The sequence below is a fragment of the Natrialba chahannaoensis JCM 10990 genome (genome assembly GCF_000337135.1).
GTDB classification, from domain to species: domain Archaea; phylum Halobacteriota; class Halobacteria; order Halobacteriales; family Natrialbaceae; genus Natrialba; species Natrialba chahannaoensis.
On record NZ_AOIN01000041.1, the window covers coordinates 1 to 16,446 of the forward strand.

Here is a 16,446-nt window from a genome sequence, read left to right on the forward strand (position 1 = left end):
CGCTCAGAGATGTGTATAAGAGACAGGATCCCCTTCGTCGTGAACGGATAGGAGGCCGTCTCGCCGCGGGCGCTCGTGACGTCATTGACGAACGAGGACTTGCCGACGTTCGGGTAGCCGGCGACGACGATCGTTGGCTCCTCGGGGTTGATCTCGGGCAAGTCTCGCAGGTCGTTTCGCGACTTGTTGATGTACAGCAGTTCGTCGTCGATCTGTTCGACGATGTCTGCGAGCCGTGCGAAGGCCTGTTTGCGGTGCTTGCGGGCGGTGTCGATGTCGGTCTTGCGAAGCCGCGGCTGGTACTCGTTGTGGATCTCGCGAGCCTTCCGGCTGGCCCACATCGTCTCTGAGAGCGCCTGTCGCAACTCGTCGACGTCGACGATTGCGTCCGCGAGTTCGTAGTAGAACGGGTGGACGTCGTCTTCGTAGTCGAAGTCCGGCCAGGCCGTGACGACGTTTTCCAGGTTGTCTGAGATGATGTTCGCCGCGGTCTGGAGCATCGACTGCTGGGCCTCGAGGCCGCCTTTTGCCTTGCCGGCCCGCGCTGCCCGCGAAAACGCCTTGTCGATCAGCTCTTCCGACGTGGGCGTCGTCGGAAGGTCTTCGAAAATCATGCTCACAGGTAGAACGCGCGGTCTTAAAAGGTCGTTCGTTATGCGGCGAGCGCTTATCCGTTCACGACGCGAAGAGAGACACGATGACTAACTGGCGCGCGGTTATTATTGGATTCCTGGTCGCAACGGTCCTGAGCGTGGTCGGCGTGGTCGTTCCCGGCATCGGACAGCTCGTCGCCGTCCTGTTCGGCGGCTTCGTTGCGGGCTATCTCGCCGGCGGCGGCCTCGCCAGTGGCTTCTGGCACGGACTGCTTGCCGGTGCGTTCGGCGGACTCGTCGGCGGCACGCTCATCGCCCTCATCGTCGCTATTTCGGGCTGGGCGGCCGGGCCGATCGGCGGTCTCTTCTCCGGCGTCGCCGGCCTCGGTATCCTGTTCGTCGCGCTTGCCATCTCGTTCGTGATGGCACTCGAGAGCGCCATCGCTGGCGCGGTCGGCGGCGTGCTCAATCCGAACCCGCGCCGGTAGCGGGCGCGTCCGGAACCGATCGAGTGCGAGCGCGTTCGTATATTGCACCGCTCAGACAGCCGAGGGGGAGCGTGAACCAGGCCGTGAACGTGGCTGCAACAATCGCGATGAGCGCGGTTAGCGTTGCAGCGTCCCACAGAACCGCGTCTGACCCGCCGGTAGTGTGGAGCCCCACGGCGAGGACGAAGACGATCGCAATCGAGACGAGATAGGTTAGTATCGTTGCGACGAGGCCTGCAACGGCACCGAAATAGGGAATCGTCGCCGGACTCATCGCTGGAAGCGTCCGCCAGACGAGGGCACCCACGAGGAACGCTGCTGGGACGATGATCGGAAGCCCGACAATTGCACTCAGTGCCCAGAAGGGGTGTCCGACGCCGAACGGTGAGCCGAGTTGTGTGAGCGCGAGCATGCTCAGGATGAACAGTATGCTGATCGCGAGGGCGGCGCTCGCGCCCGCGTAGCCAGCTCCGATATCGCGACGATCGGCGTTCGGGAGCCGACCGGGCCCGTACCGCTTGCAGCCGGTTGCCAACCTGTCGATTCTACGACTGATGTCGGCATTTCGGCGGAGTGTCGAGCTCATACGGTTCGCTTCAACGAATTGTTGCAAAAGTGTTCGGTCGCGTTCAACGGACCTGCAGCGTCGCGGTTAGCTCGTCGCCATCTCTCGACAGCTCTCGGCGCACGCCGGCAGGATCTCCGCACAGGCCTGGCAGTGGTCGTGGTCGTGTTGCTCGCACTCTTCGGCACACTCCTCGCAGAGGTCCGCACAGAGTTCGGCGAGATCGCGGTGGTACCCTGAGTTCCGCGCCATCCAGCGTGCGTGCAGCGTCGCGATGTCCGCCACGTCCCGGCAGAGCCGGATGCAGCGGGCCATTCCCTCCCCTTCCTCGGCGCAGGCGTCTGCACACCACTCACAGACCTGCGCGGCTTCGAGACAGTTGTCGATACACTCCTGCATGTGGTCGTCCGCGTGTGGAAGCTGGTCGAGCGCCATCAGAGAACGGACATCGGCACTGCTCATCAACGTCCGATAGGCGTTTGCAAGGGAGACGTAATGGAGTCGTAAAGCAGTGGGCCAGCGGGTCAGCCCCGCGCCTCAAGTTCCGTCTCGAGATCCTCGATCTCCATGTCCTTCATTGAGAGCAAGACAAGCAGGTGGTAGACGATATCCGCCGCTTCGTAGGCGATTTCCTCCTCGTCATCGTCCTTCGCCGCGAGAATGAGCTCTGTCGTCTCTTCGCCGAGCTTCTCGAGTACCGCGTTCTCTCCCTTGTCGTGGGTAAAGAGTGAGGCGGTGTAGGAGTCCTCGGGCAGCGTTTCCTTGCGGTCCTCAATGACGGCGAACAGCTCGTCAAGCGTATCGTCCATTACAATTCACCGGAGACGTTACGGATGTCTTCTAACTCCGCGAACTTCTCGCTGTCGTCTCGACTGTCCTCGAAAACGGCCTCCGAGACCTCGATCGAAGCGTTCGTTCGCGCGGCGAGCGCGAGCGAGTCGCTCGGCCGGGCGTCGATGACAGTTTCACCGCGGGGCGTCGCGACGTGGAGGTCAGCGATGTAGGTGCCGCCCTGGCCGTCCTCGCGGCTTTCGATTTCGCTGACGACGACGCGGTCGATTCGACTTCCCAACTCTTCCATCACGTCGAGCAACAGATCGTGTGTCAGCGGCCGGCCGATGTCCTCAGCTTCGAGGCCGCGCGCGATACTCGAGGCCTCATTGAAGCCGATGAAGATGGGAACCACGTCGTCCCTGCCGTCGATCTCGAGGACAACGACGGGAACCGGTCCCTGCGGGGTGCCGGCGACGCGAACCGCGTCGATAGATGCCTGCATAACCCTAGTAACGGCAGCCGGGAAGAAAAACGTGCCCGGTTGCGAACGCATACCTGCACTGTGTCGTCGGTTACGCCTAGGCGGGCTTCGTTACTACCTACGCGGGATCCGAGGCCGGCAGCGCCGCCGCATCGTTCTCGAAGAACGCCAGCCCGTGAATCCGGCTATCGGGCGTCAGTTCCGGGTGGAAGGAAGTCCCCACAACCGGCCCGTCTCTAACCGCCACCGGTCGCCCGTCCCACGTCGCGAGCACCTCGGCCGATCCCGCGTCCGCGATCGCCGGCGCGCGGATGAACACTGCCGGAAACGGCTCGTCGTCCGCGAGCCCCGCCACGTCGAGCGGCGCTTCGAAACTATCCTTCTGGCGGCCGAAGGCATTGCGTTCGACCGTCACGTCGAGCAACTCGAGTTCGTCCACGCGCTCGTCGCCTGTGTCGGCCGCGGCGACGATCAGGCCGGCGCAGGTGGCGAACAACGGCTTGCCGGCCGCGACGTGGTCCTGAATTTCGGGGGCGATACCATCATCGTGGAGCAGTCGGGAGATGGTCGTGGACTCGCCGCCGGGCATCGCGAGGAAGTCACAGTCGGGAACGACCCCCGACTCGCGAATTTCGCGGACCTCGACGTCGCGTTCGTGGGCCGCTGCGGCCCGTTCGATGGCTGTGACGTGTTCTGCAACGTCGCCCTGCACGGCAACGACGCCGGCCTGAAGTGTCATGGGTTGCCGTAGGGAGACAAGGGTCAAAAGTGGCGCGCACGGCGACGAAACCTGTCGCTATCGTGGCGTGTGTCTGTGTGAGAAGTACCGCGGAAATGGCTGTGTGGGACGTTTACGAAGCGAACGTCAGCAGCTGCACGAGGACGCCGATCAGGACGCCCGTCGCGATGACCGTCTTCGGGTTGATGAGAATCGCGTTCGAGTCTTCCGCATCGAAGTACCGGACGAGGCCGGCACTGGACATCAGCCCGCCAGTATTCTGTCCTTTATCCATACCAGTCCCTATGCGCTCTGGGAACTAAAACTTTCGACTCCCGTAGTTGGCTATGCTCGAAGGTGGTTGTGGTCGCGCGGGAGGCCGACTCGTCCGGTGGGCCGTCTCGAGTACTCCCAGTGTCGCTGCTCGCTGTCGCTGTGCCAATCCGACTCGCGATGGCAGCAAGCCGTCACGACTGGGAAACCCTTATGCGCTGCGCGTGGCAACTAGCGCTGAACCGTATGACTGTCACGCTTAAGGACTTCTACGCGGACTGGTGCGGCCCCTGCAAGACGCAGGACCCGATTCTCGAAGAGCTCGAAGACGACTGGGACGGTCGCTTCGAGGTCGAGAAGGTAAACGTCGACGAACAGCAGGATGTCGCCAACGAGTATCAGGTACGCTCGCTGCCGACGCTGATCATCGAGAACGACGACGGCATCGTCGAGCGCTTCGTCGGCGTCACCCAGCGCGAGGATCTCGAGGACGCACTCGAGTCCGCGGGCGCGTAAGCTCTCTACGACTCGACGTTTTGTTTTTCTCAGACCGTGCCGTGAGCGGTTGCACTGGAGGCAGCGTTTGTGGAGGCAGTCTATCTGAAACTAGACCCACTTCACGCCAACGTCGTGCATCTCCTCGTTGTGCTTTGCAATGTTGATAACCAGCGGCGTCACGCTCTCGACTTCCGCCGCGTTCGCGAGCGGCCCGGCATCGAGCGCGCGCAGCCCTTCGATCTCGTTCGTCAGATTCCGAACAATCTCCTTTGCATCCGCGTCGTCGCCGACGAGCAGCGTATCCAGATCGAATTCGAGGTCTATGTTCGCGAGCTTTCCAGCAGCAAGGTTGTGGTACGCCCCGACGACGGGAACGCCGTCCGGCGCGCGCTGGGCGACGAGTTCGCTGACGCTGCCCGTTCCCGGCGGGTGGTAGTGCATACCGTCTTCGTCACCCTTCATGCCGACAGCGGGGGTGACCAGAATTGTATCCTCGTCGAGCACGTCTTCAACGGCTTCGACGGTGTCGCCGATGTGGTACGGCGGCACGCTGAGGATCACGACGTCAGCGCGGTCCGCAGCCATCTCGTTGGCGAAGCCCTTGCAATCTGCTGTGACGCCGGTGGACTCGAGTACCGAGTTGTACTCTTCGACGGCGTTGCGCGCCTTTTCGGGGTCACGCGAGCCGATGAGGACTTCATGGTCGGTATCTCGGGCGAAGCGGAGTGCGAGCCCTTCGCCGATATCGCCGGTGCCGCCGAGTAGTGCGATTCGCATACCTGTCACTCTCGTCGGCATTCGAATAAAGGGTGCGGGGATCGGTCGATCTCGCCGGGACTTTGCGAATAGCGTGGTCTCAGTCGACGGTCTCAGGCGAACACCTGTACACTCGTCTCGGCTGTGACGCCGTCGCTCTCGACGCGGACGGGGAACTGTTCGTCCTGACTGGTTTCGTACGTCTCGTAGCCGAGCGTCAGTGTCTCGCTCTCGCCGGGTTCGAGGGTGACCGTCTCGCTGTCGACACCGGTCGCGTCGTGGCCGACGATGAGTTCGACCGACGCCGCTCGCGTCTCATCTCCGTTGTTCGTCACGCTCGCGGTTACCTCGAGGAAGTCGCCGGCGTCGACGGGCGAGTTCGTTCCCTGGATTGAGAGCCCGAATTCGCCGGTATCGTCGCCGTCGTCATCGTTCTCATCGCCTCCATCTCCAACCGCATCGATTTCCCACCGTGAACTCAGTGTGGTGGCGGTGCCGTCGTCGCAAATCACCCACGGCACGACATGACAGGTGTGACAGCCACCGTCCATCGAAACCGTCGCCGTGTCAGCGCCGCCCTCGAGTTCGGTCACACCGAGAATACGGTCTGCCTGGGTGAGCCACCAGACGACGCGGTCCAGCCCGCCGTCTGGATCGATCGCCTCGAGTTCGAACTCGGTCGTTTCCCGGTCGCTCACTGAGACAACGCGCTCCGTCGGTCGCACTCCCTCGGCCGAGGGCGATACCGCACCGTCATCTGTCACCTCGATCTCCCAGCGGGTAGCGTAGGTCTCCTCGGCCGTTTCTCCTGGTCCGGTTGATCCATCGCCCAGAATAACGGCCGCGGTCACCTCGTGGCTGCCGCGCTCGTCGAACTCGTGCCACCAGAAGTCCGCGCTGACCTCCTCGTAGTACTGCCACTCCCAGGCACCACCGACGCCGCTGCTGACACGCTCGCCGTCGACCCACCAGATCGTCGTCTGGGACTCGTCCGAATCGACCGCTTCGGCCTCGAACAGCACCTCAGTACCCAGTTGTACGGCGAGTTCGTCGTCGGGCCGGGCGCTTGGCAACGCCTCAGCTGCGGTGACGCTGACCGTCTGCTCGGCGACGCCGTGTGGCGTTTCGACACGGACTGGAAACTCGTCGTCCTGTGGGACGGGATAGGTGTAGAACCCCTGTCGAATCGTCTCTGTCTCGCCAGCGCCGACTGTCATACCACGGCGCGCAATCTCCGTTTCACCGACGCCGACGACGAGCGTGGCCTCAGCTCGAACGTCCGTCGAACCAGTGTTGGCGAGTTCTGCCTCGACCTGCAGGTACTCGCCAGCAGGTACGGGCGCGTTCGTTTCGGCAATCGACACTGAGAGCGAGCCGTCGGTGTCCGTCTCCGCGTTCGCGTCCATCTCTGTCTCTGTCTCTGTCTCCGTGTTCGGTTGCCGACGTGCTCGTACTGTTCTGTCGCTCCACTGGACTGCACCGAGCGTGACGCCTCCCGTCGTGAGTCCCTGGAGGAGCCGGCGTCGAGATGGCTTCGTCATAGGCGAACGGTCACCGAGAGCGTGATAAAAGCAACCCGACCGTTTGCAGTCACAACGGCTCATTAGGTGTCGATTGTCCCTTGTACAACCGTCAGTCGATGACGGCAAGCATGCAGCGCGTGCGGTCACAGTGCCGTAGGTGGACACTACTTCTACTACCGGTTCGCACTTGGCCGCTGGCACCGTCTGGTCGACGTCCTACGGTGCCTCGTCCTCGTCCGGGTTCATCGCCGCACCGAGCCCACTGTCGTAGTCGTCCCGGTTCTCGACCTCGCGGATGCGCTGGTCGACACGATCCACAAGCTCTCGTCGCCGTTCCTCATCAACATCTGCGTCGTTTCCGAGTGCCTTGAGATCCTCACGGGCAGTTCGAAGGACGGACAGCGCCTCGTCATCCTGCAGTTCGGTCGCGCGATCGAGTGCTCGTCTCACATCGTCGAGCGTGCTGTCGGCCATGGACTGTCGTTCGACGGCCAGGGTGTTCAACGTGTCCGCGGTCAGGCTCCTGTTCACAGCTGCCTGATCACGCTGCCCAGGCTCAAATTGGTCTCAATCGTCGTAGCTCCCAAGACACTCCGTCACGTGCGTCGACTCGAGTACATGTCCGATCCCGCACTCATCGCTCATCGCGGCTACGCCGGCGTCGCACCCGAGAACACCGTCGGTGCGGCCGTCGCTGCTGCATCCCGCGAGGACACCGCGATGATTGAACTCGACGTGCAGCCTGCCGCCTGCGGCACGCCGGTCGTCATCCACGACGAGCGGCTCGAGGGCGACCCGTCTCGCTCGCGTGACGGCCGTCCGCTCACCGACGCTGAGGGGCTCATCTGGGAGACCGATCTCGATGACATCCAGTCAGCCAGCGTGCTCGGAACCGAGGAGACAGTGCCGACGCTCGCCGACGTTCTCGCGGCCGTTCCCGACAGCGTCAGCGTCAACGTCGAACTGAAACACTGCGGGGCGAGTGACCTGCGCTTCGGTGAGTCGCTGGATTCAAACGAGCGGTCGGAACGGCGTGCGCTGTGGACGCCGTTCGTCGAGCGTGTTGTCGCCGAGTGCGACGCGTTCGACGGCGACATCCTCTTTTCCTCGTTCTGCGAGGGCGCACTCGCCGCGGCCCGCGACGTTGGCCCCGAGTACGACATCGCAGTGCTCGTCTGGGACGCACTTGAATCCGGCCTCGAACTGACGCGACGGTACGACTGCGAGGCGATCCATCCACCACGAAACGCAATCGCCGGCCTCCCCCTCGCTGGGACCGAGTACGCAGAGTTCGATTCCGAAGAGCCGGCTGTCGACATCGTGGAGACGGCCCACGAGGAGGGACGTGCGGTCAACGTCTGGACGGTTGTGACCTGGGTGCAGTACGACCAGCTTGCGGCGGCGGGTGTGGATGGGATTATCGCGGAGTATCCGGGACTCCAGCACGCTGCAGGTGTGCTTACGCGTTAGCTATCCTGGTCCTGCTCGCTGGAGTCGGTCTCTCGTTCTGTCTGCGCTGTTTGCGCTGTGGGGGAGTTCTCTGTACCGAGAACTGTAACCAGGAAGACACCGCCGAGATAGACCGGAATCCCGTACAGGAGTAAGAAGACCGGAATACCGATGATACCCGGCGTGGTTCCGTCGCCAAGTTCGTAGACGAGCGCTGCCAGTAGGAAGGTGATGAGTGCGAAAAAAACGTCAGTTCGATCCATACCTTCTCCAGCATGTTGGATGACCAACAACCTTGTGGTATGACGTGTTCTTGGCTGTAAAAACACCTGTTTTTCGTCGGCACTGGCAGGTGGTACTCGTTTGCTCTGGTGAGATTTCCAGATACGGATACAAAGTGTGTACTGAATACAGAGCGTGTCTGGCGCAAACGGCAACTCCTGCCTATTGACACGGGAATCGTCCCTCCTACTGAGTGGTCAACAACAAATTGCCACCGTCAATTATTGGCCTCGCCCGTAGTGTTCGCTGGAAACGATTAGGGGGTATTATTCTCCTGGTGGCTCGACGGCACCGAGTTGCATCAGGAGCCCCATCACGTCGTTTTGGGCCCACGACTCGACGAACTGCCCGTCTTCGATTCGGTGGATGTGGTGGCCTTCTACCACGGCCTTCCCCGTCGCTTCGACCCCCATGAACCCGCCTTCGTGGGTCCCGGTAGCCCGGTCTCGTCTGACCACCATGTCGCCCTCGGCGATCAGATCCTCGACTCCACAGTTGATATCCGGAACCGCGGATCGAAGCGTCCTGACGTATTCTTTGACCTCCTCTGGGCCCTGAATTGGCTCGGGGAGAGCAGAATTGTACTCGACATAGTCGTCTGCAAAGAGTTCATCGACGAGATCGAGGTTGCCCTCGCTAATGATCTCTTGTGCGAAGGTACGGGCTAGTTCCTTGTTTTCGGCTTCCGTTGTCGACGGGCTTCCAGGCGGGTCGATTGCGCCGACCTGCAGGAATGCCCCGAATAGGTCGGGGAGGCCGGTCACTTCGACCAGTTTTCCGTCATCGAACCGGTAGCTTCCGAACCATCGCACCTCGACCGAGGTTCCGGTCGGTTCGATTCCCATCAGCTCGCCGTTGTGGGTGCCCCCGAACGTGCAGTTCGCCATCACCGTGTCGCCTTCGGCGACGACATTGTGGGCTGTGAAGGACAAGTCTGGAAACCCCGCCCGGATCATCCGGAGATTGTCCTTATATGCCTCCCGCCCGTGAGCGGTCCCGACCGGCTCAGGCCCACGGAATACAACATCCTCGGCGATGATGTCGTCAAGCACCTCAATATCGCCACCGTCCCAAACGTCGTAGACCCGGTGTGCGGTTCGTTTGTTCGCTTCTCGTTGGTCTTGTGTCTGTGGCATAGATTAGCTCCTTGAGGGCTGAGGATTGACCGGATCACCAAGTACTCGCTCAGTGACCCTCGGTTATCGCGGACCTGGTTGGAGTCAGCTTGGTCTCCATACCTCTCATTGTCAATCCTCAACTACCATTCGACGGACTCCGGAATAAGTGTTGTTTGAATGATGTTTCAATTGGATTTTCGATAGAACGAGCCTTCAATAAGATATGCTAGCTGTTGGTGTTGGGACGACGAGTAAGCCCGCCCCCAACACGGTACATGATCGTAGTGATGGTGTGGGTTTTTGACCCATGGTTGCAAATAACACACATGGGGAATTCGTCCCGGAAGGATACGAGCCAACCGGATACGGCCGCCACAACCGAGGCCTTCAAGCTGCTATCCGACGAAACCCGGCTCGAATTATTGGAGGCCCTCTGGGAGGGCGACAATCCGACGGATTCGTCGCCGATGCGGTTCGCCGATCTCCGGGAACGAGTCACCGTCAGCGATCCCGGTCAAATCCACTATCACCTCGATAAACTCACAGCCCACTTCGTTCGCCACTCCGAGGAGGGCTATGAACTCAGGGAATCGGGCAAACGGATCGTCCGTATGCTCCTCTCCGGTATCGCCCTGGAGCATCCAGAGGTCGAACCGGTCGGGATCGATGTCTCGTGTCCGTATTGTGGCGGACAGACGCTATGCAGCTATCGGGATGGATGGCGCTACCTAGAATGCGCCGACTGTGACGTACGGTGTGTCCCGAGCTTCCCCCCGGGCGTCATCAGCATGAGCGAGTTCCCGCCGTCGGGAGTGCGAAACCGGACCCCGAACGAGATTGGCCACGCTGATTGGATCTGGACTGCCCACCGTCGGGCATCGGTTATTGATGGCGTGTGTCCGGAGTGTGCGGGTGACATGCCCATCACCTCGATCTATATCTGTGATGATCACCAGCCCGATTGGGAGGAGTATCAGTTCTGTGAGCACTGCGAGTCAATTTTCTGGATACTCGTGACTCACGTCTGTGAGCAGTGTGAGTACCGCTGGTCGATGCCGATTTCGAATTATCTGACGAGAGAACCGGCGGTGACTGCATTTTACTACGATTACGGGATTGACTTTGACTTTTCGACGCCCGAACAATTCGCTCTCCTCCTTGATGTAGAGCAAGAACTCCTTTCGGAGGACCCCCTTCGTATCCGGATGACGATCCGCTTGGAGAATGAGGAACTCACCCTCACGTACGATGACCAGTTGGACGTCATTTCCACGGACCGGAGTTAGTGAGCGTTATCTATGCCTCTGCCACACCTTTACCAACGTACTCTTCGGACAGTCATCTGCTGATTAGTTGATATAACTGACCAACTCCCGATCAACCGATCAATTTTTCATTCGACGATTTCCATAATGGACCTACATCTCAACTAGGTTTGTGATAAATACGAAGCCTGGTTGAGTCCTGTCCGCGGTCAATGGTTTCAACAGCATCTCGAGTTTGCTGCCGCCACTCTCTCCTCAATCTCGCCCCTCAGTTTCGCCCCTATCCTCGCTCTCACTTCCGTCACCGACTCTACCGTTGTCGCTGTCGCTGTCGCTGTCGATGTTCACACTCGTTTCGGTACCTGCGCTATCACCCACCTCAACACCACCATCGATGCTTGCACTCGAGAGCCCCTCGTTTGCCGGCCCCTGAAGCACCTCACCGTTCGGCGCGAACCGGGAGCCGTGACAGGGACAGTCCCAGCTACATTCGGCGTCGTTCCACTCCACGAGACAGTACATGTGGGTGCAGACGGCTGAGGTCGCGTGCAGGTCGCCGCCGGCATCCCGCGCACACGCCACTGGTTTCCCGCCGCTGCGGATCACGGTGCCCTCGCCGGGAGCGAGCGAGCGCAGTTCGGGCGTGAGCATCGCACGGAACCAGTCGGTTGCGAACTCGCTCGCGGCATCGACGTTCTCGGTGATCGTCTTTCCAGCCGACGCCTTCGGGGTGACCCGCATCGGATCGAACAACTTCCGTTCGGGTGGCTTGCGGCCGTCGATGAGCGCCGCTAACAGCTGGCCGGCGGCAACGCCGTTCGTCATCCCCCAGCCACGAAACCCGGTGGCGACGTACACATTCTGTGCACCTGCACCGACACGTCCGACGAACGGTACCTTGTCGACCGGTTTGTAGTCCTGGTTCGACCACCGGTAGGCGACTGATTCGACAGGAAATCGTTCGCGGGCCCACTCGAGTAGTGTGCGATAGCGCTCGACTGTCGAGCCACCCTGGCCGGTTTTGTGGTTTTCGCCGCCGACGAGGAGGAGATCCTCGCTGTCTTTGTCGCCTCCATTGCTCCCGTCCGCCCCACTCCCACCGCCGCGATAGGTCCGAACAGAGCGGTAGTTGTCGCCCGTCCGGTAGTACATCCCCGCGGGCGGTTCGCCGTCAAGACGGAGTGCGAGCACGTAGGACCGTTTCGGGTGCATCCGCGCGAAGTAGCCCGCCCGGTCGAGAATCGGAAAACCGGTCGCGAGGACGACCTGCTCGGCGGTCACCGTCGCCGACTCGGTCTGTACGCGACACGGTGCTCCGGACTCGACATCTGTCACGCGAGTCCCCTCGTAGACGGCCGCGCCGTCGTCGTCCTGCAGTACGTCCGCAATTCCGAGGAGGTACTGGCGCGGGTGGAACCACGCCTGCTCGTCGAACCGGACGGCGGCCTGTGCCCGTTCGAACGGCGGTACCGAGGTGACGAAGGTTGCCGGCAGTCCTGCCTGTTCGGCGGCGTCGGTCTCGCGTTCGATCGTATCCCGGTCGTCTCCGTAGAGGTACGAGGGCTGGCGCTCGAAGCCGCAGTCGATCCCGAACTCCTCGATCCGGCCCTCGACCTCGTCGATCGCCTGCTCCTGTACCGCCGCGTACTGCTTTGCCTCCCGCCGGCCGAACTCCCGGCGTAGGTGGTCGTAGATCGCACCGTGCTGACTAGTCAGCTTCGCCGTCGACTTGCCCGTGATTCCGGCTGCGATCCGGTCGCGCTCGAGGACCGCGACCCTCTTCCCGCGCTCGCGTACCTCGAGTGCGGTCGAGAGCCCTGCGATGCCAGCGCCGACGACGCAGACATCGACGGTTCGGTCGGTTGTGAGCGCGGGGGCAGATTTGTCGACTGACTCAGTGACTGGTTCGTCAGTTGCGCCCCCCGTTGGCTCATCGAGCGCTGCGTCGGCCGGTTCCGCGAGCCAGACGGCAGTCGGCTCACCTGGTAAACTGGGTGCACAGGAAAACGAGGAGTCGGGTGCGGTCATGGGACCACGCTACACCGAGCGGTGGCAAAAAACGGGCGTGCGAACCTGCTGGTTTCCAGTAGCTGAGTGCTGGCCGCGCATCCGTTCACCGACTCGATGACTCGGGGACTCGGGAACTCAGGAACTCGAAAACTCGTCTCTCCACGTCCCCACTTACTCGTCCGCGATCAATGCGGGGAGTTCGTTGACCGACTCGAGTACCGCCGCTGCGTCTTCGTCAGCATACTTCTGTCGACCTTCTGTGCCGGTGAGGCCACCGGTCAGGACGCCGATGCCGTGGTACTCGCGGCTCGGATCCGCCTCACTCGCGTTCGTTGCCGTTCGCACGTCGTCCAGCGTGTCGCCGACGAAGACGACGCTGTCGGCGTCGAAGCGCTCGGCCAGTGTCGTCAGCGCGTGCGGGTGTGGCTTGCCCTCGTCCCAGTCGTCCATCGTAAACCGGTGTTCGACCGGAATGTCGCCCGCGAGGCCGACGCGGTCGAGCGCGATTTCGGCCTCTGCCTCGGGTCGGCCGGTCAGGACGCCGACCGAGACGCCGGCTTCGTCGAGCAGCCAGTTACGCGTTTCTTCGTCGAGGATCACCGGTTCGTCGTGGATGAACCCCTCCTGGTGCAGGTCATCGTCAGGATTACCGACCTCCAGTGCCCGATAGAGTTCGTCGCCGAGGTAGAGCTGTTGAAAGACGTCACGGAGGCGCTCGCGGTCCCAGCGGTCGGTGACGCGTTTCGTCGCCTGTGCGCCGATGCCGTCCCGGACGGCGCTCTCGGCGGCCTCGAGGCCACCGCCTGCGGCGGCGATGTCGTCGGTGAACTCCTTGAGCGACGCGTCGTAGCCCTCGCCGGTTGCGAGCACGTAGAGCGCGGCGGCGTAGGTCAGCTCCCAGTCGTTGTTGAAGCCGCCGGCGTCCTTGAACTGCTGAATATCGTCCTTGCGGATCGTCCGGTCGTAGACGATGTCGACGGATTCGATGATCGCGCGCCGGTAGGAGTCGGCGACGTCGACGAGAACGCCGTCGATGTCGAGGACGACGGCATCGACGTCTGCCTCGAGTGGCGCAGTTGTAGCTGCGTTCGCGTTCGTGGTCATACCGCCTCGAACGGGCTGGTGGGAATAAAGCCGGTCGATTTTCCGGCTTGACGCGCCGGCCGTCGATCGAACGAACGGAGTAGTCGTTCGACCACCGCCATCACACGAGCGGCGAGCCGACGACCGCAAACGCAAGCAGCAACAGCCCAATCGCGTAGAGGACGTCAGCCCACAGCCACGAGAGCAGGCTCACGACGTAGACCACGAGAACGAACGGGATGCCGAGCAGGACGAGCGGTGAGCGACGCCACCTTGTGCGTGTCTGTGCCCAGAGTGCGTTCGCGTCGCCGGTGCTCGGGAAGGCGTGGACGCCGATCGCGAGACCAAGCCAGGCCAGAGCGACCGCGCCGACGAGTAGCTCGCGCGACGCAGCACCTGGGTCGACGGCAGGGAATACTCCGTTGGATGGGGTGACGATTCCGGTCGTCGTCACAAGGTCGGCGAACGCGAGCAGCGCGCCGAACGCGACGACGGTGTTGACCAGAAACGGCGCGACACCGATGACGAAGGCGTTGTGGTACCGTTCAGGCTGTTCGTGACGGACGTAGCCGGCCGGCTCGCCGAAGCGAAAGTAGACAACCTCGTGAATCCGAACGCCGATGAGTCGGCAGGCAATCGCGTGGGCGAATTCGTGAACCACGACACCGGGGGCGGCCGCGAGCTGGAGGACGATCCAGAGGACTGTTCCGAGACCGGCGATCGCTGCCGCGATGATGGCCGTAATGAACACCAACAGGAGAGCAGAGAGGAGTGGCTCGGGAAGCACGGGTTCTCCTGACGAAACGGTTCCGCCGGTGTTAATTCATGCGTCTCGACCCGAACCGGGTCGCTCGCTCACGTACAGCGTTCCCGTCTCGATCGTTCGCCGTTCGACCGGAATCGCGGGCTGGTCGCCGCCGAGCGTCGTAAAGAGCAGGTCTGCATCCACTTCCCGAGCTACGTCACAGGCAGGTCTGTGGAGTTCGGGCGGCAGATTTTGGGCGTAGATCGCGTCCGCATCGGCGTAGAGCGACGGATCTGGATCGACGATATCGTCGCGGACGAAACTGACTCTCTCAGGCACGTCTCGTTCGTAGATATCCGTCGCCGTCACGGTACAGCCACGCTCGGCGAGCGCCGCGGCAACGTCCGTCCGACGGCCAATCCCCACCTCGACGAGTCGGTCGTATGCCGCGAGGATCACTGTCAGTGTTGTTTGATTTCGCCGAATGTGGCCCATGGCGGGATGTTTATGAGCAAAGCGACCATAGCGTTTGTCATGCTCGTCGACATCGTGCCGGTCGGCAACGTCCCCGCGGCAGTCAAACGGGCGGCATCCTCCGCGTTGCGGTCAGTCTACGACTGCGATGTCTCCGTGACTGACTCCCAGCCGGTGCCAAACGGCGCGTACGACTCCGGACGCGACCAGTACTCTGCCGAAGCGTTTATCCAGCTCGCAGAGCGCGTCGGCCGCGGCGCGAAGAATATCGCCATCACGCCACACGACCTCTTCTACCGTCGTCGAAACTACGTCTTCGGTCTCGCCTACTTGGACGGCAGCGGCAGCGTCGTCTCGACCTACCGCCTGCAGACCTCGAGCGACGGCGGCTTCTCGAACAAGAGCGCCAGCGAAATCTTCGAGAACCGTGTCCGCAAGGAGATCGTTCACGAGATCGGTCACACGTACGGCCTCGAACACTGTGACAACAACCGCTGCGTAATGAACTTCTCGCCGACCGTCCGCGAAGTCGACATCAAAGAAGAGAATCTCTGTGGCACCTGTCAGCGACTGATTGGGTAACCTTCGAGTTTTGTCCCCTCTCCAGCTATGACACCCTCCCCCTACGAAACCNCCATACCGACGCGTACGACGACTGGTTCGAAACCAACGATGGTGCATACCGCGCCGAACAGGATGCGATAAAACGCGTCTGTCCATCCCCCATTCCTGATCGCGCGCTCGAGATCGGCGTCGGCACGGGCCGGTTCGCCGGCCCGCTCGACATCTCCCTCGGAGTCGACCCCGCAAGCACCCCGCTCGACCGAGCACGCGAGCGCGGCGTCACTCCCGTTCGCGGTGTCGTCGAATCGCTTCCGTTCGATGATGGGGCACTCGAGCACGTCCAGTTCGTCACCGTGCTTTCGTTCGTCGACGACCCCGCTGTTGCACTTGCCGAAGCCTACCGTGTCCTCGAGCCGGACGGGACGCTCGTGGTGGCCATCCTCGACCGCGCGAGCCCAGTTGGACAGATATATCAGGAACACAAGGACGAGAGTCCGTTCTACGCCGATGCGGAGTTTCTGACCGCAGACGAGGCGTCTACCTCCCTCGAGTCGGCCGGCTTCGAAATCGAGACGCGCGTCCAGACGATTTTCGAGGACCCGTCCGAACTCGAGCCAGCGGCGGTCGACGTTCGTGAAGGCCACGGTGACGGCCTGTTCGCGGTGAGTCGGGCGACGCCGCTGTGAGTTTCGACGTGGGATGTCCACTGTCAGAGTGGGCTGCTCTTGCTCGGATTCGGTAGGCAACCGACTGGCCCGTGCAATAACCACACGATACTGGCAAACGA

General features: G+C 62.0%; 21 protein-coding genes and 1 pseudogene. 6 read left to right on the forward strand and 16 right to left on the reverse strand.

The genetic code is table 11. The features are described from left to right. On the reverse strand, nt 1-614 hold a 614-nt coding region (locus tag C482_RS05690), incomplete at its 3' end, for an NOG1 family protein (RefSeq protein WP_006166552.1). 83 nt (nt 615-697) lie between these two features. Here C482_RS05690 and C482_RS05695 point away from each other — a divergent pair. Next, complete coding sequence (locus C482_RS05695) at nt 698-1,081, forward strand: DUF5518 domain-containing protein (RefSeq protein WP_006166553.1); 384 nt, start codon at nt 698-700, stop codon at nt 1,079-1,081. Here the strand turns inward: C482_RS05695 and C482_RS05700 are convergent. The 6 genes from C482_RS05700 to C482_RS05725 all read right to left on the reverse strand — a co-directional run bounded on the left by C482_RS05700 (nt 1,059) and on the right by C482_RS05725 (nt 3,914). Continuing rightward, nucleotides 1,059-1,667 carry a hypothetical protein gene (locus C482_RS05700; RefSeq protein ID WP_006166554.1) on the reverse strand — a complete coding sequence of 203 codons (609 nt, stop codon included), beginning with the start codon at nt 1,665-1,667 and terminating at the stop codon, nt 1,059-1,061. The two genes, C482_RS05695 and C482_RS05700, sit on opposite strands and share 23 nt — an antisense overlap. 66 nt (nt 1,668-1,733) lie before the next feature. Beyond that, a complete protein-coding gene (locus C482_RS05705; protein ID WP_006166555.1) occupies nt 1,734-2,081 on the reverse strand; it encodes a four-helix bundle copper-binding protein in 348 nt (115 codons plus the stop codon). An 89-nt stretch (nt 2,082-2,170) separates the two neighbouring features. Next, nucleotides 2,171-2,455: a phosphoribosyl-ATP diphosphatase gene (hisE, locus tag C482_RS05710; RefSeq protein WP_006166556.1), complete on the reverse strand. Its 285-nt coding sequence runs from the start codon at nt 2,453-2,455 to the stop codon at nt 2,171-2,173. Beyond that, the gene (locus C482_RS05715; RefSeq protein WP_006166557.1) at nt 2,455-2,922 is read right to left on the reverse strand and encodes a bifunctional nuclease family protein; all 468 of its coding nucleotides are present in this window, start codon (nt 2,920-2,922) and stop codon (nt 2,455-2,457) included. The genes hisE and C482_RS05715 overlap by 1 nt, the downstream gene beginning before the upstream one ends. Nucleotides 2,923-3,019: 97 nt before the next feature. Continuing rightward, complete coding sequence (gene pdxT / locus C482_RS05720; RefSeq protein ID WP_006166558.1) at nt 3,020-3,640, reverse strand: pyridoxal 5'-phosphate synthase glutaminase subunit PdxT; 621 nt, start codon at nt 3,638-3,640, stop codon at nt 3,020-3,022. Nucleotides 3,641-3,752: 112 nt separating this feature from the next. Beyond that, a complete protein-coding gene (locus tag C482_RS05725; protein ID WP_006166559.1) occupies nt 3,753-3,914 on the reverse strand; it encodes a preprotein translocase subunit Sec61beta in 162 nt (53 codons plus the stop codon). A gap of 191 nt (nt 3,915-4,105) precedes the next feature. On the opposite strand from C482_RS05725, the gene C482_RS05730 reads away from it, so the two are divergent. Further along, a complete protein-coding gene (locus tag C482_RS05730) occupies nt 4,106-4,408 on the forward strand; it encodes a thioredoxin family protein (RefSeq protein ID WP_083858588.1) in 303 nt (100 codons plus the stop codon). A 90-nt stretch (nt 4,409-4,498) separates the two neighbouring features. Here C482_RS05730 and npdG read toward each other — a convergent pair whose 3' ends face one another. The 3 genes from npdG to C482_RS05745 form a co-directional block, all read right to left on the reverse strand. Next, on the reverse strand, nt 4,499-5,167 hold the full coding sequence (gene npdG / locus C482_RS05735; RefSeq protein ID WP_006166561.1) for an NADPH-dependent F420 reductase: 669 nt from the start codon (nt 5,165-5,167) through the stop codon (nt 4,499-4,501). A gap of 92 nt (nt 5,168-5,259) precedes the next feature. Further along, a complete protein-coding gene (locus C482_RS05740) occupies nt 5,260-6,687 on the reverse strand; it encodes a hypothetical protein (protein ID WP_006166562.1) in 1,428 nt (475 codons plus the stop codon). 198 nt (nt 6,688-6,885) lie between these two features. Continuing rightward, the gene (locus C482_RS05745; protein WP_006166563.1) at nt 6,886-7,143 is read right to left on the reverse strand and encodes a hypothetical protein; all 258 of its coding nucleotides are present in this window, start codon (nt 7,141-7,143) and stop codon (nt 6,886-6,888) included. A 144-nt stretch (nt 7,144-7,287) separates the two neighbouring features. Between C482_RS05745 and C482_RS05750 the strand changes: the two genes are divergently transcribed. After that, nucleotides 7,288-8,139, forward strand: a complete 852-nt coding sequence (locus C482_RS05750) for a glycerophosphodiester phosphodiesterase (RefSeq protein WP_049896514.1) — start codon at nt 7,288-7,290, stop codon at nt 8,137-8,139. Here C482_RS05750 and C482_RS21620 read toward each other — a convergent pair. Together C482_RS21620 and C482_RS20310 are read right to left on the reverse strand one after the other, a co-directional pair. After that, nucleotides 8,136-8,381 (reverse strand): hypothetical protein, encoded by a 246-nt coding sequence (locus C482_RS21620; protein WP_006166565.1) that lies wholly within the window; start codon nt 8,379-8,381, stop codon nt 8,136-8,138. The genes C482_RS05750 and C482_RS21620 overlap by 4 nt on opposite strands. A 285-nt stretch (nt 8,382-8,666) precedes the next feature. Continuing rightward, the gene (locus C482_RS20310) at nt 8,667-9,536 is read right to left on the reverse strand and encodes an ester cyclase (RefSeq protein ID WP_006166566.1); all 870 of its coding nucleotides are present in this window, start codon (nt 9,534-9,536) and stop codon (nt 8,667-8,669) included. 308 nt (nt 9,537-9,844) lie between these two features. On the opposite strand from C482_RS20310, the gene C482_RS05765 reads away from it, so the two are divergent. After that, the gene (locus C482_RS05765) at nt 9,845-10,804 is read left to right on the forward strand and encodes a winged helix-turn-helix domain-containing protein (RefSeq protein WP_006166567.1); all 960 of its coding nucleotides are present in this window, start codon (nt 9,845-9,847) and stop codon (nt 10,802-10,804) included. Between the two features lie 234 nt (nt 10,805-11,038). Here the strand turns inward: C482_RS05765 and C482_RS05770 are convergent, their stop codons facing one another. From C482_RS05770 to C482_RS05785, 4 genes are all read right to left on the reverse strand, one after another. Then, on the reverse strand, nt 11,039-12,811 hold the full coding sequence (locus C482_RS05770; protein ID WP_006166568.1) for an FAD-dependent oxidoreductase: 1,773 nt from the start codon (nt 12,809-12,811) through the stop codon (nt 11,039-11,041). Nucleotides 12,812-12,964: 153 nt separating this feature from the next. Further along, entirely contained in the window at nt 12,965-13,897 is a 933-nt protein-coding gene (locus C482_RS05775; RefSeq protein WP_006166569.1) for a TIGR01548 family HAD-type hydrolase, read from the reverse strand. A 100-nt stretch (nt 13,898-13,997) separates the two neighbouring features. Then, entirely contained in the window at nt 13,998-14,663 is a 666-nt protein-coding gene (locus tag C482_RS05780; protein ID WP_006166570.1) for a DUF3267 domain-containing protein, read from the reverse strand. Nucleotides 14,664-14,699: 36 nt separating this feature from the next. Continuing rightward, complete coding sequence (locus C482_RS05785) at nt 14,700-15,116, reverse strand: UPF0146 family protein (RefSeq protein WP_006166571.1); 417 nt, start codon at nt 15,114-15,116, stop codon at nt 14,700-14,702. Nucleotides 15,117-15,155: 39 nt separating this feature from the next. Between C482_RS05785 and C482_RS05790 the strand changes: the two genes are divergently transcribed. Further along, complete coding sequence (locus tag C482_RS05790) at nt 15,156-15,677, forward strand: archaemetzincin family Zn-dependent metalloprotease (protein ID WP_006166572.1); 522 nt, start codon at nt 15,156-15,158, stop codon at nt 15,675-15,677. Nucleotides 15,678-15,704: 27 nt separating this feature from the next. Then, nucleotides 15,705-16,345 (forward strand): annotated as a pseudogene (locus C482_RS05795) (class I SAM-dependent methyltransferase). The last annotated feature ends 101 nt before the right edge of the window (nt 16,346-16,446 follow it).

Excerpts from the sequence above, each read along its gene's own strand:
- C482_RS05695 (WP_006166553.1), top strand. The coding sequence starts at position 698 with ATGACTAACTGGCGCGCGGTTATTATTGGATTCCTGGTCGCAACGGTC.
- C482_RS05700 (WP_006166554.1), bottom strand. The coding sequence starts at position 1,667 with ATGAGCTCGACACTCCGCCGAAATGCCGACATCAGTCGTAGAATCGAC.
- C482_RS05705 (WP_006166555.1), bottom strand. The coding sequence starts at position 2,081 with ATGGCGCTCGACCAGCTTCCACACGCGGACGACCACATGCAGGAGTGT.
- hisE (WP_006166556.1), bottom strand. The coding sequence starts at position 2,455 with ATGGACGATACGCTTGACGAGCTGTTCGCCGTCATTGAGGACCGCAAG.
- C482_RS05715 (WP_006166557.1), bottom strand. The coding sequence starts at position 2,922 with ATGCAGGCATCTATCGACGCGGTTCGCGTCGCCGGCACCCCGCAGGGA.
- pdxT (WP_006166558.1), bottom strand. The coding sequence starts at position 3,640 with ATGACACTTCAGGCCGGCGTCGTTGCCGTGCAGGGCGACGTTGCAGAA.
- C482_RS05725 (WP_006166559.1), bottom strand. The coding sequence starts at position 3,914 with ATGGATAAAGGACAGAATACTGGCGGGCTGATGTCCAGTGCCGGCCTC.
- C482_RS05730 (WP_083858588.1), top strand. The coding sequence starts at position 4,106 with ATGCGCTGCGCGTGGCAACTAGCGCTGAACCGTATGACTGTCACGCTT.
- npdG (WP_006166561.1), bottom strand. The coding sequence starts at position 5,167 with ATGCGAATCGCACTACTCGGCGGCACCGGCGATATCGGCGAAGGGCTC.
- C482_RS05740 (WP_006166562.1), bottom strand. The coding sequence starts at position 6,687 with ATGACGAAGCCATCTCGACGCCGGCTCCTCCAGGGACTCACGACGGGA.
- C482_RS05745 (WP_006166563.1), bottom strand. The coding sequence starts at position 7,143 with ATGGCCGACAGCACGCTCGACGATGTGAGACGAGCACTCGATCGCGCG.
- C482_RS05750 (WP_049896514.1), top strand. The coding sequence starts at position 7,288 with ATGTCCGATCCCGCACTCATCGCTCATCGCGGCTACGCCGGCGTCGCA.
- C482_RS21620 (WP_006166565.1), bottom strand. The coding sequence starts at position 8,381 with ATGGATCGAACTGACGTTTTTTTCGCACTCATCACCTTCCTACTGGCA.
- C482_RS20310 (WP_006166566.1), bottom strand. The coding sequence starts at position 9,536 with ATGCCACAGACACAAGACCAACGAGAAGCGAACAAACGAACCGCACAC.
- C482_RS05765 (WP_006166567.1), top strand. The coding sequence starts at position 9,845 with ATGGGGAATTCGTCCCGGAAGGATACGAGCCAACCGGATACGGCCGCC.
- C482_RS05770 (WP_006166568.1), bottom strand. The coding sequence starts at position 12,811 with ATGACCGCACCCGACTCCTCGTTTTCCTGTGCACCCAGTTTACCAGGT.
- C482_RS05775 (WP_006166569.1), bottom strand. The coding sequence starts at position 13,897 with ATGACCACGAACGCGAACGCAGCTACAACTGCGCCACTCGAGGCAGAC.
- C482_RS05785 (WP_006166571.1), bottom strand. The coding sequence starts at position 15,116 with ATGGGCCACATTCGGCGAAATCAAACAACACTGACAGTGATCCTCGCG.
- C482_RS05790 (WP_006166572.1), top strand. The coding sequence starts at position 15,156 with ATGCTCGTCGACATCGTGCCGGTCGGCAACGTCCCCGCGGCAGTCAAA.